Here is a 16,650-nt window from a genome sequence, read left to right on the forward strand (position 1 = left end):
GAGAGCATTGTCGCAAGAAAAAAGAAGAGCCCAAACAGGCCGAAACAGAAACAAGGAGGAAATGATGGTCACAAGACGCCAGTTTTTGGTTTCCGCATCTGCACTCGCTGGATCGGTCGGCATGGGGCTGCATTCAAGCAGAGCCTGGGCGGCGCCGACATCTCCCAAGCCAAGCAAGCTCGTCGCCATCGTGACCAGCACCTACGGTCCGGCGCTCGAAGCATTCGCGAAGGAATGGACTAAGCAGACCGGCATTCCCGTCGAAGTAATCAGCCAGAGCTACGACACGACATATACCAAGATCGTGACAGCACTCGCCGGCGGATCCGCCACCGACATCGTCATCGTCGACAGCATTTGGACCGCAGGCTTCGTGCAGGCCGGCTTCCTTCAGCCCCTGAACGGCTTCGTGGGCTCAGCCACAAAGGATCTCGTCCCAGTCAGCATCGATCAACGGACGATCGACGGCAAGGTCTACTCGATGCCGATCAGCAACGAGGCTAAGTTTTTCTATTACAATGCCGACATTCTCAAGGCTGGCGGATACAACACGCCACCCCGCACTTGGGAAGAGGCAGCCAAGATCTCTCAGGACCTGAAGGACAAGAAGCTCGTCAAGCATGGGACCATCTGGGGCTGGCAACAATCCGAAGGTCTGATTTGCGACTACGTCGCCTTGGTGAACGGCCTTGGTGGCAAACTGATCGACGACGGCGGCAAATGGATCGTCAACCAGGGACCAGGCGTCAAAGCGCTGGAATTCATGGTCGATCAGCTCAAGTCGGGAGGGGCGGACCCGTCCTCGATCAGCTTGAGCGACAGGCAGGTGGTGGACAGTTTCAGCGCAGGCGAACACGCGTTTCTCATGAGCTGGTCGTTCGCTCTGGGGGCGCTCAATAACCCGAAGAACTCCAAGGTCGTCGACAAGGTCAAGCTCGATCTCGTTCCAGGCTTCGCATCGGCCGGAACCACCAGCACGTCGGTCGTGGGAGGATCTGGCTTCGGCGTTACCGCGACCACGAAGGCGGCAGACTGGGCGTGGGACCTGATCCAGTTCGCAACCGATCGGACGCGCCAGATCGAGATCTTCAAGATCCGAAGCAATGTACCGGTCTGGAAGGAACTCTATACGAACCCGGCCGTCGTCAAGGAGTATCCTTATATTTCGCAGATGGAGCGCCAATTCGAGTATGCGACCTGGCGCCCGAACATCCAAAACTACGCTGAACTCTCAGGTGTGCTGCAACTTCAGATCCATAAGGCTCTGAGCGGCCAAGTCTCGCCTCAAGCAGCCCTGGATCAGGCAGCGACCGAGATGGCGAAGCTCTGATGCGTCGGGGCAGCGTCGTTCCGCTGCCCCTTTTCGAATGCTGTAGTGTCGCGACAGGGCTGGCAACATGACTTCGATAGATCTCGCCGAACGTGCCGGTCAGACGCCGGGAGCCGCACGGCGGCCAGGCTTCACGGAACCGAACGAGACGACGCTTGCATGGCTCCTGGTCCTACCAAGCCTGCTCATCATCCTTGGGATTAAACTCTATCCCCTGGCCTATTCGTTGTGGCTTAGCGGTTTCAAGGTCAGCGTGCTGTCGCCCGTGGCCCGTTACGTTGGAACCGACAACTACGTTGCACTCCTGACCAATCCAAACTTCCAAGCATCTCTGGGCCGAACTCTCTATTTCACGGTCGCGTCGCTTGTGATTCAGATGGTGCTTGGAATTTCCATCGCTCTGGTCCTGAACACACCTTTCCGGGGACGGACATTCGTCCGCGCCCTCGTGCTTCTTCCATGGGCGGTGCCGACGGTTGTCAACGCCGTGCTCTGGCAATGGATATACCATCCGCAGTTCGGTGCCCTTAACGGCCTTCTTAATCTCGTAGGCCTCATCGACCAAAACGTACAGTGGCTCGGAAGCCCGTATCTGGCGATGAATATGGTCATTCTTGCCGATACTTGGAAGACGCTTCCGCTCTACGTCATCATGTTCCTGGCAGCGCTTCAAACCGTACCCGATGAGCTGCACCAGGCCGCAGCCGTGGATGGAGCAGGCTTCTGGAAGCGCTTCGTCCACGTAACATTGCCTTTCCTGAAACCGACCATGGTCGTCGTTCTCGTGCTGAGGACGATGGAAACCTTCCGTGTCTTCGACATCATCTTCCTGATGACGGCCGGCGGACCGGCCGGATCGACCACGGTTATCGGATACTATGCCTATCTGGAAGCCTTCCGGAATCTGAATTTCGGAGCGGGAGCGGCCGCAGCGAACATCATCGTGTTCTCGGTCGCCCTGATCTCTCTGGCGTACCTACGTCTGCTCCGCACGCGTGCATTCGATTGAGGCAAACATGATCGTAACTCGCTCGACGCACCTTCAACGGGTTGCTCTGTATGCTGCAGTCTCGGCGATCGTCCTGTGGACTCTGGCTCCGTTCTACTGGATGCTGGTTTCTAGTGTTTCGGAGCAACGGGACCTCTTCTCCTTTCCACCAGTATGGTTTCCGCGAACGATCTCCTTCGAGCGCTTTTGGCAATTGTTGGGAATCGGGAGCCTCGGCGACATCGACGAAGAGACAGCGCGACCGGCAAGGCTCTTCCGTTCGGCTCTACTGAACAGCGTGATCGTCTGCGGGATTACGACCATTGTTGGCCTCACGATCGGAACTACCGCCGCTTACGCTTATGCGAGATTGCGGTTCTCATTCAGCCGATACCTGATGGCGCTGACCGTGATGGTTCACATGCTGCCGCCCATCGCGACGGTGATACCGCTCTACATTTTGCTTCGGAAGATCGGCCTGTTGAATCAGCTGTCCGGGTTGATTCTTGTCTACGCGGCTCTCTCCGTCACCTATGTGGTTTGGGTGATGAACGGGTATTTTCGCACCATCCCGCGTGAGCTCGAGGACGCCGCAAGAATCGACGGCTGCTCCAGGATGGGTGCCCTGTTCCGAGTGGTTCTGCCAATCGTTGTCCCAGGTCTGATAGCGACTGGTATTCTCGTGTTCATAACAACGTGGAACGAGTTTCTCTATGTGCTCGTGCTCGTCAACGATCCTGCCAATAAGACCGTGCCGGCGATGATCGCCGAGTTCAGCACTCAAGACCAAATCAAGTACGGAATGATCATGACCGGCGGGATCATTGTCTCGCTTCCCCCCGTCTTACTCGCATTGATCTTTCAGCGCCGTCTGATCAGCGGTCTGACCGCCGGCGCGATCAAAGGATGAGACCAAACTAGGATTGGATGACACAATGAAAAGCGATAAACTTGGCATCGGCATCATCGGGTGTGGGACGATTGCCGAACGCATGATCAAGGCCTGGCATCCTCATATGCGGAACGCCCGCTTGGTGGCCGCTTCGGATATCAATGGCGGGCGCGTCGAGCACTTCAAAGAACGCTTTGGGGTCGAGCGGGGGTATGCCGAAGAAAGCGCCCTCTTGAATGACCCGGATGTCGATGCCGTTTTCGTTCTCACGCCGAACTTCCTGCATGCCCCTCAAACCATCGCGGCAGCGCGGGCAGGTAAACACGTTTTGTGCCAAAAGCCGCTGGCGCTGACGACCGATGAAGCGAGCCGCATGATCGATGCAGCGAAGGAGAACAACGTAACGCTCATGGCGGCATTCGTGAAGCGCTTTTGGCCTTACTACGCGGCGGTGCGAAAGCTGATCGACGATGGCGCTCTTGGAAGGGTGGTCAGCATTAGAACTCAGTTCTCTCATTCGGGCATCGGAAAATACTACGTGCCGGCATCGAACTGGTTCAACGATCGCGCCAAAGCAGGTGGTGGGCCTCTGGCCGACCTTGGCGTGCATCACTTCGATGTCATGCGCTGGCTGGTGGGCGCCGAAGTGGATTATGTTTCAGCGGAAATGACGAATTCGAATGGCGTCTCAGATGCGCTCGAGGACAATGCGATCGTCAATCTCGGATTCGCAAACGGCGTGGTCGGGCAAGGGTATTACAGCTTCACCACCGTTGCGCCTCCTGGCGTCACCCTCGAGAGACTCGAGGTCTACGGCACAGTCGGCAGTGTCATCGTCACGCTATCGCACCCTGGACGAGTTGTAGTGCAGTACTGCACCGAAACGGGGCCCCTCGCGAATCTAGGGTGGGTCGATCTCCCCGTGACCGAACCCGTTCCCGCCTTCGGGCTCATGCTGCAGCACTTCGTCGATTGCATCAGAGAGGGGCGCCAACCCGTGACGGTCGGCGAGGATGGGCTGCGAACGGTCGAGATTGCGGAGCACGCTTATATCTCAGCCAAAGAGGGAAGACGCGTGTCGATGCGAGATCATAGCGGCGCGAAAGCCGTTGCTTAGAAGCTTTCGCGACTGAAACGATCTTGGAGAGAGCAATGAGTTCCGTCGAAATAAGACACGTAACAAAGTCCTTTGGCTTGGCTCCGATCATCAAGGGTGTGTCGATTGACATCCAGGATGGGGAGTTCGTGATCCTGGTGGGTCCCTCGGGCTGCGGCAAGTCCACGTTGCTTCGCATGATCGCCGGGCTCGAGGATATCTCGGGCGGCGAGATCCGCATCGGATCGCGGGTGGTCAACAACGTGCCGCCGAAAGACCGGGACATCGCCATGGTGTTCCAGAATTACGCGCTCTACCCGCACATGACGGTCGCCCAGAACATGGCGTTCTCGCTCAAGCTCAAGCGCTCGCCTCAAGGAGAGATCGACGAGCGCGTGGCCAGGGCGGCCGAGATCTTAGGCCTCAAGCCCCTGCTGGAGCGGTTTCCGCGCCAGCTCTCGGGCGGTCAGCGCCAGCGCGTGGCCATGGGCCGGGCCATCGTGCGCGATCCGCAGGTGTTCCTGTTCGACGAGCCCCTGTCCAACCTCGACGCCAAGCTGCGCGTGGCCATGCGGGCCGAGATCAAGGCGCTGCACCAGCGCCTGAAGACCACGACGATCTATGTGACCCACGACCAGATCGAGGCCATGACCATGGCGGACAAGATCGTGGTCATGCATGACGGGATCGTCGAGCAGATGGGAGCGCCGCTGGAGCTCTACGACCGGCCCGCCAACCTGTTCGTGGCGGGCTTCATCGGGTCGCCCGCCATGAACTTCATCAAGGGCAATGTCGGCTCCAACGGCTTCAAGGCCGAGAGCGGGCAGACCTTCCCGCTGGCGGCTGCTCCGGCCGCCTCGGACGGGCGCCCGATGGTCTACGGCATCCGGCCGGAGCATATCCGCCTGACGGACGAGGGCGTGCCGGTGGAAGTGGTGGTGATCGAGCCCACGGGGTCGGAGACCCAGATCATCGTCCGGCCCGCGGGCGAGCGCGACAAGCCCGTCGCGGACCATTCCAGCGCCATCACCTGCGTGTTGAAGGACCGCATCGCCGCCCGACCAGGCGACATGATCCGGGTCATGCCAGATCCCACGAAGCTTCACTTATTTGACGGAAAAACAGGCGGTCGCCTCAATTGAGTGATTCCGGATCTCGATCGCTGTTTGCTTAGCCACATACACTTCACGTTGGAATCACATACGGCGACGATCGAGCTGTTGCGTTTCACATTACCGTTGGAGTGATCTTATACTGTGTGTGAGATCGCTTCGTTTTAGAGCTTTAGTCCATGCAGCGCCCTCTCAAGACGTCGATACTCCTCTTGTGTCGCTGCTGCCTGAGGGGGCCTAACGAAATCATTCGAGACGAGTCCGAGAATTTTAAGACACGCCTTTAGTCGAGAGGTTGCTCTTCCCGAGGGCTGGTCACGGTAAACTGCCACTGACAGTGGATACAGTTGCTCATGAATAGCTCGAGCAGCGTTCCAATCCTTCATTTCAGCCGCATCCCAAAGGGCACAAACGATTTCAGGAATGACGGCTGCAAGCGACACCTGACTGCCGACACTCCCAATCAGATAACTAGTCAGCAGATGCTCATCACCTGAACCAAGAACTAGAAAGTCCGGTCGCGCGGCTTTGAGCAGCCTCATATTCGCCTCATAGCGCGACACCTCCCAACTTCCTTCTTTGATGCCAACAATTCTTGGAATCGATGCTAGCATCAGCAATGTGCTGGGCTCATAAGCCATCGTGCCAGCACTGATGGGTGCCCCATAAATCAACAGCGGTCCATGCGTAGCATCGCGGATATAATGGTGGTGCCGTTCAATCGCATCATCAGTTTGGCCCAGGGCCCAGGAATTAGGCGGAAAGACCAGGAGGCCGTCAGCGCCTTCATCCTCCAAAGCCACTGCTTCGCGCGCCGCCGAGATTGATGACTCCTGATTGACACCGGACACTAGTGTGCATCCGTCAGGTATCAACGATCGAGCTATCCGTACGATTGTTCTTTTTTCCTCCAGGTCGAGAAGGAAATTTTCCCCGGCATGACCATTGACAAGCAAACCCTTGATGCCAGGGGTGGCTGTCACATGACGAATATGATCCGAGAGCGCAGCCTCGTCTAGCCTATAGTCCTGAGTGAATGGAACGACTGTCGCGGCATGGATCCCTCGAAATTTAGCTAACACAACGTTGTCCATCAGTTGGCTCCGCGTGAGGTTTCGAGTTCAAGCAGTCGGTCGATTGGAAATAGGGGCATCTCCGGTTCGTCGTCGAGGATACGTTGAGCCAGTAGACGAGCAAGATATGGGCCGCTGGTATAGCCAGAATGGATGCTTCCGCACACAAACGCCCCCGGGACGCCAGGAATGGGTCCGACTGCGGGCAGTGCATCACGGGTTTCAGCTTCAAATCCCGCCCAGCCTCGGGCTAGACGGGCATTCGCAAGATCAGGTATCGCATGGCAAGCCAGTCTCACATTGCCGATCACCCGATCCGGGAGCAATTCTGTGCCACCGTCGTCACGATCTCCAAGAGCCTGCCAACCGCCACCTATCACAACGGTGCCATGAGGGTATTGCTTCAAGGACAGCAGTCCACTAGCGATCCCAACGACTGTCCGCATGACAGGCGACACCCGCTCTGTAACGGCTAGTTGGTTAACAAGCGTTTTGATAGGCAGATGTATTCCGAGCCAAGCAAGCATTGGCTCGATCCAAACTCCTCCCGCTAGAACGATCCGCCGCGTGCGAACTGTGCCTGTGGACGTTGCGAGTGAAAAACCTAAATCACTGACCTCGATGCCTGATACGGCTCGATTCTCGAGAAGTGACACATCAGCCTCATGTAACGCTCGTTGATAGGCTAACCCCGTCAAGTATGCATTGGCAAAACCATCGACTTTGCAGTGGCCGGCCAACAAAACGCCATCAGATATTCCAGGTTCAACTTCCTTCGCGGCCTTGCCGCTGATGATGGAAATTGGAGCTCCAGCCTCCCGTCGACGCTCAGCGCGAAACGAAAGAATTTCGGCCTCATCCTTGGTAAAGGCTAGAGATAGACCATCGCAGATGCGGACACCAACGTCGTGCCCGAGCCATTGAGACGCCGTAGACCACATGCCATGTGCTTTTAAGGCGTATGGAATAAGAGCGACGCGAGTCATCTGCATTGTGAGCGTTCCCGCATTCACCCCCGACGCCTCGCGGCAAAGAGCGCCGCGCTCTAGCAATACTACTGTCATTCCCCCCCGAGCGCAGAACAAAGCAGTGGTGGCACCTAGTATGCCGCCCCCAACAACAGCGAGATCAAAAACGTGACTCATAGAGGGGCCGGGTTGGGTATCGGGATGTCATCATATTCGAATGTGCCTATCAGGTCAGAGAGCGACACGGCCCTCAGGGGAGGGCGCGCCGTCCACTGGCCGACAGCCTGCCGATCAATGGAGAGCTTGAGAGCACAGAGTTCCTGAATGACATCTCCACACATCCGACCTTGGCACGGGCCCATCCCACAGCGAGTAAAGTGCTTTAACTGATTGATGTCTCTTGCACCGCAATCGATTGCTTTGTCGATCTCATCCCTTGTAACGTCCTCGCAGCGGCAGACAATCGTCTCGGAGGGGATGCTGTCGACTTGCGCAGGTCGCAAAGCCATCAATCTCGCCATCGCGATGGATGCCGAACGAACGTGAGCAATTTTTTTATGAGCTTGATCAACCTCACTCTTCCAACTCGACGGGAGAGGCCGACCTGCATCCTGGGCTGCAGTTAATCCAACGAGCTTCCCATGGCTAACTGCAGTCTCCGCTCCTCTGATGCCCGAGCCATCCCCTGTTGCATACAGTCCGGCGATGCTGGTACGGCCGCAACTGTCCAACACTGGGACATGGCCGCCTAAGTCCCGGTCGAACCTTATATGCGCACGCAACAGCCTGGGTATGTCAGCTCCCGGAACTAAGCCGTGACCAACAATCAGACAGGAGGCGTGGAAACACGCTTCTGATACTGGTTTCGGAGATCCTGTTCTTGAAACGGGCCCGATAATGACTTTTTCCAGACCTTCATGGCCTTCAGCTCTCAAGACTGTACTTTGAAAGAAGACTGGAATTCGAGCCTTCGCTATCTGAGCAGCCCATTGTAGACCCTGTGTCATCATGCTGGGGCGCAAAGCCAAAGCCGGAGCGGTTCCCAGCCAGTCTCGAGCACTAGCGAGGTCAGCAATCGCTGCGACCCGACCGCCCGCCTTGATGATTCCAGCTGAGACGGCGAAGAGAAGTGGGCCGCAGCCCGCCACGACGACGGGACTTGCTGGAATCACCCGGTGTGACTTGAGAATTACTGTCGAAGCAGCCAACCCGATAACACCTGGGAGCGTCCAGCCCGGGAATGGGACCACGCGTTCGTAAGCTCCCATCGCCGAGACTAGACGGGGGGCTTCGAATGTCTCGTTACCGTCGGCGCCAATAGCATCAACCCGAAAGTTCCCTCCGACCGACCAAACTGTTCGGCCGTACCGCAAAGAAATGTTCGAAGAACTAAGTGCTGAGCGCAATTGATCCCCAGCTTTTCGCTCCTGGCTTTCGTCATGTACACTGGCCTCCCATGGTGCCCTCCAGACTTGACCACCTGCCTGAAGCTGTTCGTCGACTAGAACGACGCTAAGGCCGAGCTTGGAAGCTGCGAGCGCCGCATGCGCTCCAGCAGGACCGGCTCCAATTACTATTAGATCGCTTCTCAAGAGTTTTTACCCAGACTGACAACCATTCCGGCTTCAACCGGAGTAAGGCAAGAACGAAGCAGACGGCCGTCTACGTGCACGACACATTCCTGGCAGACGCCCATGAAACAAAATCCTCCTCTTGGGGCGCTGGCTCTAGGACTAGACCTCAACCGTGTCATTCCGAGTGAAGCTAGTGCAATCACGAGGGGCTCACCTTCGAAAGCTGTTGCCGACCTCCCATCGACCTCGATAGAAACGCGTCGCGTCGGAAGATCCTCGATGCGCGTAAAACTAGGTGTCGATTTCGACATTGATCGCCCTCAAAACTTTGCTCTAGATCTGGCTCGTGACCCTAGCTGTTTTTTCACCTATCGAAGTAATGCTGATCTGCTTGTATTTAGCGAACTGTCTCAAGTGCAAAAGCGACAAGGCTGCGTATATGAGCCGCCACAGCTCGGCGTGCTCCCTTACTGTCCTCGGCCTCTAAAGCGGATAGTATCGAAAGATGCTCGACAGAGTCTGGTTCAAGGCGGTCAGCAAGCCTCGCGATCTCGAACAATCGCGTTGTGACACGCAGACCTTGGATCATCTTCGAGAGTACATCGTTTCTACAGTTCTCGATGTACAGATTGTGAAGGTTATCGTCGGACTGCCAATGAGCATGAGTGTGGTAATCCGTTGCGTCGAGAAGCTCTTCGATCTCTCGGCGGACTCCTGCTAACGCTTCGGTCGGGATGTGCCCGGTAGCGAGCGCCGCTGCTTCGGCTTCTAGAAGTTCTCTGACCTTGAGGCTATGCAGATACTCCCGCAGGTCAACCTGTCGAACAACGAATGACCGCCCGCCAGCTTTGACGACAAGGCCTTCGCCCTCGAGGCGCTGTAAAGCTTCTCTCAATGGCGTACGCGAAATGCCCAAAACTTCGGTTAGGCGAGCTTCGACAATCACATCACCTCCGCGCAATTGTTTCGCACGGATCATGTCAGACAACGCATTGTACGCGAGATTCGATAGATTCGACGCGTGAGAAGAATGAAGTTTCCTGTCGTCGAGAATTTCTTCGACTTCTGTCATCCGGCTACCCTAGATGCATGAGGAGAGCGCTTGCGCGAAATGTAGGATCCATAACCAATTTGTCCGACTACTTCACCTTCCGCAGCGACGACTACGCCACGCACAAGCGTTATGATGGGCCAGCCAGTGATTTTCATTCCTTCATACGGTGTATAATCTGCGCCGTCACGAAGATGGGCATGTGTAAGTACAGTCTGCACCATTGTGGTCTCGCCTAGGGCTGCCGAACGTGTCGCGCTTTCGAAGTCATCTGCCATCTCGACACCATCGCCCGAAGGTTGCGCGATGTGGACGTGGCTATCGATCCCTCCCGGCATGACAATTTTGCCTGTCGCGTCAATCTTATAATCTGCATTCCCAAGGTTATGTCCCAAAGTGGCAATCTTGCCGTTTCGCACGCCCACATCGTAGATCACGCTGTCGGCAGCAGTTACTACAGTGCCTCCATGGATGATGAGATCGAAATGCTCAGGCAATTTAGATATTCCTTCGAAGTAATGATAGTTGGCTACTCACTGAAGCGGCCCTTGAAGTCCTCAAGTGTGGTTCGTTCGAGATGACATGCCGCCAAGTGCCCGTCTGCCCGTGGAGTCAGTTCCGGCTCCTCACGCAAACAGCGTTCGAAAGCGAACGGGCAGCGGGTATTGAAACGACACCCAGACGGAGGACGTGCTGGGTTCGGTGGGTCACCTTCAAGGATTATTTCATTGGAGTTTGAACGCTTGGGATCCGGCACACAGACAGCAGATAAGAGAGCCTGTGAATAAGGATGTCGCGGCGCAGCGAATAGACTTTTACGGTCGGCAATCTCAACGATGCGGCCAAGATACATTACGGCAATTCGAGTACTGATATGGCGCACCATACTGAGGTCATGGGAAATGAAAACATAGGTCAACCCTAAACGCTGCTGCAGCTCTCCAAGCAAATTGATGACTTGCGCTTGGATCGACACATCAAGCGCCGAAATGGGTTCGTCACAAATAACGACCTTGGGGTTGAGCGCAAGTGCCCGTGCTATGCCAATCCGCTGACGCTGGCCACCAGAAAACTCGTGCGGATATCGGTTCAGGAACTTGGGATTTAACTCGACCAGTCTCATAAGCTCCGCGACACGGTCCCTAGTCTCTGTACCGCTCAGCCCGCGATGAATTCGGAGCGGTTCAGCGATGATGCTTGCTACGGTCAGTCGCGGATTGATAGATGCGTACGGATCTTGAAAAATCATCTGCATCGACTTGCGCTGCTTCACAAGCTCTTGTGGCTTTAATGAAGCCAGATCGATCCCATCGATGAGGATCTCTCCGCCTGTCGGTTCGTAGAGTCTGAGCAATGTGCGTCCTAGAGTCGACTTTCCACATCCGCTCTCACCGACCACTCCAAGCGTTTCGCCAGCTTGCACATCGAAGGAAACGTCATCGACTGCCTTGATCGAGCCAGTTACGCGCTTGATAAGGAGACCCTTTTTGACTGGAAAGTACTTTTTGAGGTTTCGGACGCTGATAATCGGCTTCGTAGGATGGGTCCGCAGCGGATGCGAACTGTGCTCATTGTTCATGGTATGCCCCAATCTCATTTGCGCGCCAGCATGCGACTCGTGCGCGGGGATCGGACCCGGTCGGAACGAGAGAGGGTGTTTCGCGAACACATCGCTCGATGGTATACGGACATCGCGGGGCGAAAGGACAACCCGCTTTGAGTTTCGACAGGTCTGGCGGTTGACCTGATATTGGCCTTAGCTGCTCGCCGACGTTGTCATCAAGCCTCGGCAATGAAGAGAGAAGGCCACGCGAGTATGGATGGCGTGGAGTGGCATAGAAATCCAGTACCCCTGCTTCCTCTACAACGGAGCCTGCATACATGACCATTACACGATCCGCGATTCTGGATACCACTCCCAAGTCGTGGGTAATCCAAATCAAAGCCATACCGCGTTCCGCCCGCAGCCGCCTCACGAGTCTTAGAATTTGCGCCTGAATGGTTACATCTAGTGCAGTGGTCGGTTCATCTGCTATCAAAAGAGCTGGATTGCACGACAATGCCATAGCGATCATCGCCCGCTGCCGCATTCCACCCGAGAACTGGTGGGGATAATCGTTAAGCCGGTTCTCAGCCATCGGTATTCCGACGAGTCGGAGCAGATCTATGGCACGGCGACGAGCCTCTCCGCGGCTCAGCATCTCATGTTCCCGCAATGCTTCTGATATTTGATAACCGATCGTCAGAACCGGATTAAGGGAAGACATTGGGTCCTGGAAGATCATGCCGATCTTGGCGCCGTTGATCTTCCGCATTTCCTTCTTATCAAGCTGCAGCAAATCGATGCCTTGAAAAAGTGCCTTTCCGCCCTCAACAGCACCTCCATGCGGTGGCAAAAGTCCCTGGATGGACAGCATGCTAACGCTTTTGCCTGATCCACTCTCGCCAACGATTGCCAGGGTTTCACCTGGTTGTACTGAGAAGGAAACTCCGTTCACGGCATTGATGACACTGCTCGGAGTGCGAAACCGGGTGTGAAGATCTCGAACATCAAGGAGGGCTGACAACGGAATTTTTCCTTCAGGCTACAATGTGAAGTTAATCAAGCAGCTTTCTCGATGACGCCCAACCAAAGCAGGAAAGCCCCCTTTTTTACTGGCATTCCCCAATTCATATTCATGACCTTGCCAGCCGCTGGCGCTGTCACGGTCTGCAAAAGTTCTCCAAAATAATCCCGGACGACACCGACTACTTCACCCTCTTCGACATCCTGGCCAACAGTGATTGAGGGGAAGAACACGCCGTCTTCATCAGCTGTGAGCCAGTAGCGGTCGCCAATCGCTCTTAGAGGTTCAAAAGTCTGCGGTTCCCCGGACAAGTAACCGAATGTCTTGAGAACGTTGATGATGCCATTATACATAAGCCCTTGGTCGTCCCGGCTTCCGCGCTCACCTACTTCGGGCGTTATTTCAGGGATGCGCAAACGATCGGCCATGCTCTTCTTCGGCCATAGCCACCATGCGGGACGGACACTGCTTTCCGGTGGCTCACCGCGATATTGAGACCAGCTTACATAGGGAAGCCCGAAAGCCTGGGCCATTTTGCGGGCGCTTTGGTCTAGCGTTTCGTCTCCGAGGAGGCGGCATATCACATATGGATGCATGCCCTCACTGAATTCTCCACCGTGGCAGTTAATGATGAGGTCGCTGCCCTGTGCCAGCTCCATCATCATTTCCATGATTGATGGGTATGTTGGCGCGAACTGCTCCCAGTTCAGGAACGATTCCTCATGAGTTGCAAGCGCGATCACTATTCGACCCGAGACCTCAGCAGGGTCTATAGTACGATAGAGTTTCTGGACGGCCTCGATGCCATCGTACTCGGTCCCGTGTTGACCGCCGAATATCGTGATCTGGCCACCTGGTCGAGCGCCTTCGACAATACCTACTGGAATTCTGTGGGTCTTACCTGCATCGTCGATCCGGGACAAAAACTTCCCTTGTTTACTACCGAGCATAGTTGCGCTTTCCGCACTGGTCATGTCAAATCTCCAATTGCCCCAAGGTAGTTCCGAAGCCCGTCCTTGCAGCGGTAAAGGCCGATTGCTGGGTTATCGAGGTCGCCATTTTCATCAAACGTCACTCTACCAAGCGCTCCATCGTAGGATTTCATCGCTTGAACAGCTTTGAGTACGGACTCCCGATCTGGCTGACTTGAAGTCGCGATAGCTTGTAAAAGAATGCCGGTCGCGTCGTATGCCTCCGCCGCATACTGCGGTGCAACGAGCATCATCGGATAGCGGGTTGCGAATTTCTCGAAGAACGTGCGAGCACTAGCCTGCAGCCTCATGTCGATGCCGGCAAGGCTATGATGTGGTGGAATGACATCCAGGCTTGGAACCTCAAGGAAGGCGTACGGCTTCAATGCGTCGCTTCCGAGAAAAACAGCCTTAATACCCCTATCTCGAAGCCTATGCGTGATGATGTGGGCTTTGTTCCAGTAGACCGCGAAATAGACGAGATCCGGCTCCGCTGCGACCACCGCCTCGATGAGTTCATCGAAGTCCAGGTTCATCTCTTTAGATGCAAAAAAGAACTCCAAGACTGGCTTTGAACCGAGGCGTGTCGCCTCTGTCGAGAAGATTTCTGCGATCGGCCGACCCCACCCAGATCCGTCAGAGAGAACTGCAATGCGTTCCGCTTTGAGGTAAGAAACAGCGGCTTTCGCAAGCTGGCGGCCTTGAACCTCGTCATTGGCGACCACGCGCCTGAAATTCTTGTAGCCTTTAGCCGTCAGACTTGGGCTCGACGCCTCCGATGTGACCTGAGCAAGACCTGCCTCATTGTAAACATGCTGGGTCGTGAGAGCCATGTCAGAGTTTATCGGACCGAGCACTCCCACCGCCGATAGATCATTGGCGAATGTCTCCGCAGCGGAGATTGCAATCTCTCGGTTGCGTTTATCGATGATCGGGACGAGCTCAACCTTGACCGTCGCGTTCGCAGAGCCGTTGAATTCATCAATGGCGAGTTCGGCGGCGCACCAGCCGGTTACATCGTGAACGTTCGGCTCAGGTAGTTGAAAACCGACTTTGACAACAGGTCGTTGGTCAGGATTCGGTGACATAGAGTATCCTCGAGTTAGCTAGCGACGGTGTTTAGGATCCAGTGCGTCTCGTAACCCGTCACCGAGCATGTTTGCGCCTAGCACCGTCGCCACGATTGCAAGACCAGGAAACCAGACAAGCCATGGTGCTTCCCGCATGTATTCCTGCCCAATGTTCACCAGATTTCCCCATTCTGGCGTCGGCGGCTGTGCGCCGAGGCCAAGAAAACCGAGGGCCGCAGCTGAGAGGATTGCGTTACCAATGCTGAGGGTGACCAGGACGATGAGAGAGGGAAGGATATTCGGGATGATGTGGGTGATGAGGATGTGGAAGGAACTTGCGCCTAGGCTGCGGCTAGCCAGTACGAAGTCGCGCTCTCGCTCGGTATAAACGACGCTTCTCACGAGACGGGCAAATAGCGTAAATTCTCCGATACCAATGGCCAGCATGACGACTGGAAGCGAACTTCCAAGCATAGCTGCGATTACCATCGCAACGAGAAGGCCCGGAAACGACATGAAAGTGTCGATCACCATAACCACGAATGCGTCGACGCGGCCACCAAAGTAGCCCCCCATCAGCCCAACGAACATTCCGATTAAGAGTGCAATCAGGACTGCCCCGAGACCAACGGCAAGAGAGACCCGAGCCCCATAGATGACTCTGCTGAGCAGATCCCGCCCGAGAGCATCTGTGCCGAAGAGGTGCGCTGCGCTTGGCGGTTCCATAAAGGCGCGCGATTGCTCTATCGGATCATAGGGAGCTAACACATCTGCGAAAATCGCGGTGAAGACCAATGCTAGAATGATTGCAAGACCAGCGATCGCACCACGGTTTTTGACGAAATTCCGACGAATAATCTGGAATTCGGTTGTACGCGCATGAACCTCTGTCTGATCTACGACTGGAAGTGAAAGGGTAGGACCTACTTGACTCATGCCTTGCTGGCCTCCGTGTCGTAGACAATCCGTGGGTCAAGCGCAGCGTTCATCAAATCGATGACGAGATTTACTGTTGTATACGTGAGCGCCGCAATCAGGACGACGGCCTGCAGCACTGGAAAATCCATTTGACGAATGGCATCGACGGCCATTGTTCCAAGTCCCGGCCGAGCGAAGACCGTCTCGGTAATGACGGCACCTCCTAGCAGCCAGCTCGCCTGCACGCCGAGAAGAGTCAAGATAGGGATAAATGCATTTCGTAGTCCGTGCACTGTGACAACCCGCCAAGGACTGAGTCCTTTCGATCTGGCTGTCGTCACATATTCGTCTCCCAAGACTTGGAGCATGCTGGATCTGGTCAAGCGGGCGATCATGCAAGCGGATTGCAAGCCAAGTACAAAGGCCGGAAGCACCAAGCTCGACCAGCCTGCGTTAGCGGCGACCGGAAACCAACGTAGCTCAACTGAAAAGAACAGCAGCGCGATTAGGCCGAACCAAAAGAGTGGCATCGCTACACATAGAGAAACGACCACCATTAAAGCGCTGTCTACCCACGTGTTCTTCTTAATTGCAGCAAGTACACCGGCAGGAATCCCAAAAACGACAGTGACCAGCGTTGCAGCCACGGCCAGCTCGAGTGTCCGAGGGAGCACGGACAGTATCATGTCTGCTACTGGTCGTTTCGAAACGATAGAGGTACCAAAGTCTCCCTGCATGATCCGGAGGAGCCACTCGAAGTATCGAATGTAGATAGGCTTATCTAACCCAAGCGTCTCTCTTGCGAGTGCCATGTTTTCGGCGGTCACATATTGGCCAGCGAACATATGCATCACTGGATCGCCTGGCAGCATGTTGACCATCCCGTAGACAAGGATGCTCACTAGGAGAATGACCGGTATCGATTTCATGATCCGGCGCAGAATGTAATCAGTCATTTACGGTTGGCCCAAGATGATCACAGACGCAGCAATGGAGTTCCCCCGCCAGCGAGTTTTGGAGCTGGCGGAGGGGTTGGCTTG

General features: G+C 55.5%; 17 protein-coding genes. 5 read left to right on the forward strand and 12 right to left on the reverse strand.

What is annotated here, in order from left to right; genetic code table 11:
- Positions 1 to 7 precede the first annotated feature (7 nt).
- From ILT42_RS19990 to ILT42_RS20010, 5 genes are all read left to right on the forward strand, one after another.
- Positions 8 to 1,330 carry an extracellular solute-binding protein gene (locus tag ILT42_RS19990; RefSeq protein WP_204217653.1) on the forward strand — a complete coding sequence of 441 codons (1,323 nt, stop codon included), beginning with the start codon at positions 8 to 10 and terminating at the stop codon, positions 1,328 to 1,330.
- A 67-nt stretch (positions 1,331 to 1,397) separates the two neighbouring features.
- Positions 1,398 to 2,339 carry a carbohydrate ABC transporter permease gene (locus ILT42_RS19995; protein WP_204217654.1) on the forward strand — a complete coding sequence of 314 codons (942 nt, stop codon included), beginning with the start codon at positions 1,398 to 1,400 and terminating at the stop codon, positions 2,337 to 2,339.
- A gap of 7 nt (positions 2,340 to 2,346) precedes the next feature.
- Positions 2,347 to 3,228 (forward strand): carbohydrate ABC transporter permease, encoded by an 882-nt coding sequence (locus ILT42_RS20000; protein ID WP_204217655.1) that lies wholly within the window; start codon positions 2,347 to 2,349, stop codon positions 3,226 to 3,228.
- A gap of 25 nt (positions 3,229 to 3,253) precedes the next feature.
- On the forward strand, positions 3,254 to 4,327 hold the full coding sequence (locus ILT42_RS20005; RefSeq protein WP_204217656.1) for a Gfo/Idh/MocA family protein: 1,074 nt from the start codon (positions 3,254 to 3,256) through the stop codon (positions 4,325 to 4,327).
- A 35-nt stretch (positions 4,328 to 4,362) separates the two neighbouring features.
- Positions 4,363 to 5,448, forward strand: coding sequence for an ABC transporter ATP-binding protein (locus tag ILT42_RS20010; protein ID WP_204217657.1), 1,086 nt, complete (start codon positions 4,363 to 4,365; stop codon positions 5,446 to 5,448).
- 134 nt (positions 5,449 to 5,582) lie between these two features.
- On the opposite strand, the gene ILT42_RS20015 is transcribed toward ILT42_RS20010, so the two are convergent.
- The 12 genes from ILT42_RS20015 to ILT42_RS20070 form a co-directional block, all read right to left on the reverse strand.
- On the reverse strand, positions 5,583 to 6,512 hold the full coding sequence (locus tag ILT42_RS20015; protein WP_204217658.1) for a dihydrodipicolinate synthase family protein: 930 nt from the start codon (positions 6,510 to 6,512) through the stop codon (positions 5,583 to 5,585).
- Complete coding sequence (locus tag ILT42_RS20020; RefSeq protein ID WP_204217659.1) at positions 6,512 to 7,636, reverse strand: NAD(P)/FAD-dependent oxidoreductase; 1,125 nt, start codon at positions 7,634 to 7,636, stop codon at positions 6,512 to 6,514. The genes ILT42_RS20015 and ILT42_RS20020 overlap by 1 nt, the downstream gene beginning before the upstream one ends.
- Positions 7,633 to 9,051, reverse strand: coding sequence for an FAD-dependent oxidoreductase (locus ILT42_RS23310; RefSeq protein ID WP_204217660.1), 1,419 nt, complete (start codon positions 9,049 to 9,051; stop codon positions 7,633 to 7,635). The genes ILT42_RS20020 and ILT42_RS23310 overlap by 4 nt, the downstream gene beginning before the upstream one ends.
- Positions 9,048 to 9,344: a (2Fe-2S)-binding protein gene (locus ILT42_RS23315; RefSeq protein WP_204217661.1), complete on the reverse strand. Its 297-nt coding sequence runs from the start codon at positions 9,342 to 9,344 to the stop codon at positions 9,048 to 9,050. Before ILT42_RS23315 ends, ILT42_RS23310 begins: the two co-directional genes overlap by 4 nt.
- Positions 9,345 to 9,430: 86 nt before the next feature.
- Positions 9,431 to 10,105: a GntR family transcriptional regulator gene (locus ILT42_RS20035; RefSeq protein ID WP_204217662.1), complete on the reverse strand. Its 675-nt coding sequence runs from the start codon at positions 10,103 to 10,105 to the stop codon at positions 9,431 to 9,433.
- Positions 10,102 to 10,581: an amidohydrolase family protein gene (locus ILT42_RS23235; RefSeq protein WP_204217663.1), complete on the reverse strand. Its 480-nt coding sequence runs from the start codon at positions 10,579 to 10,581 to the stop codon at positions 10,102 to 10,104. The genes ILT42_RS20035 and ILT42_RS23235 overlap by 4 nt, the downstream gene beginning before the upstream one ends.
- A gap of 32 nt (positions 10,582 to 10,613) precedes the next feature.
- Positions 10,614 to 11,663: an ABC transporter ATP-binding protein gene (locus ILT42_RS20045; protein WP_204217664.1), complete on the reverse strand. Its 1,050-nt coding sequence runs from the start codon at positions 11,661 to 11,663 to the stop codon at positions 10,614 to 10,616.
- Positions 11,653 to 12,651 carry an ABC transporter ATP-binding protein gene (locus ILT42_RS20050; protein WP_229428793.1) on the reverse strand — a complete coding sequence of 333 codons (999 nt, stop codon included), beginning with the start codon at positions 12,649 to 12,651 and terminating at the stop codon, positions 11,653 to 11,655. Before ILT42_RS20050 ends, ILT42_RS20045 begins: the two co-directional genes overlap by 11 nt.
- Before the next feature lie 35 nt (positions 12,652 to 12,686).
- Positions 12,687 to 13,625, reverse strand: a complete 939-nt coding sequence (locus ILT42_RS20055) for a succinylglutamate desuccinylase/aspartoacylase family protein (RefSeq protein ID WP_204217665.1) — start codon at positions 13,623 to 13,625, stop codon at positions 12,687 to 12,689.
- Positions 13,622 to 14,710, reverse strand: a complete 1,089-nt coding sequence (locus ILT42_RS20060) for a branched-chain amino acid ABC transporter substrate-binding protein (protein ID WP_204217666.1) — start codon at positions 14,708 to 14,710, stop codon at positions 13,622 to 13,624. The genes ILT42_RS20055 and ILT42_RS20060 overlap by 4 nt, the downstream gene beginning before the upstream one ends.
- Positions 14,711 to 14,728: 18 nt before the next feature.
- Positions 14,729 to 15,628, reverse strand: coding sequence for an ABC transporter permease (locus tag ILT42_RS20065; RefSeq protein ID WP_204217667.1), 900 nt, complete (start codon positions 15,626 to 15,628; stop codon positions 14,729 to 14,731).
- Positions 15,625 to 16,566: an ABC transporter permease gene (locus ILT42_RS20070; protein ID WP_204217668.1), complete on the reverse strand. Its 942-nt coding sequence runs from the start codon at positions 16,564 to 16,566 to the stop codon at positions 15,625 to 15,627. Before ILT42_RS20070 ends, ILT42_RS20065 begins: the two co-directional genes overlap by 4 nt.
- Between the last annotated feature and the right edge of the window lie 84 nt (positions 16,567 to 16,650).

The organism is Microvirga pudoricolor, assembly GCF_016892705.1.
GTDB lineage: Bacteria > Pseudomonadota > Alphaproteobacteria > Rhizobiales > Beijerinckiaceae > Microvirga > Microvirga pudoricolor.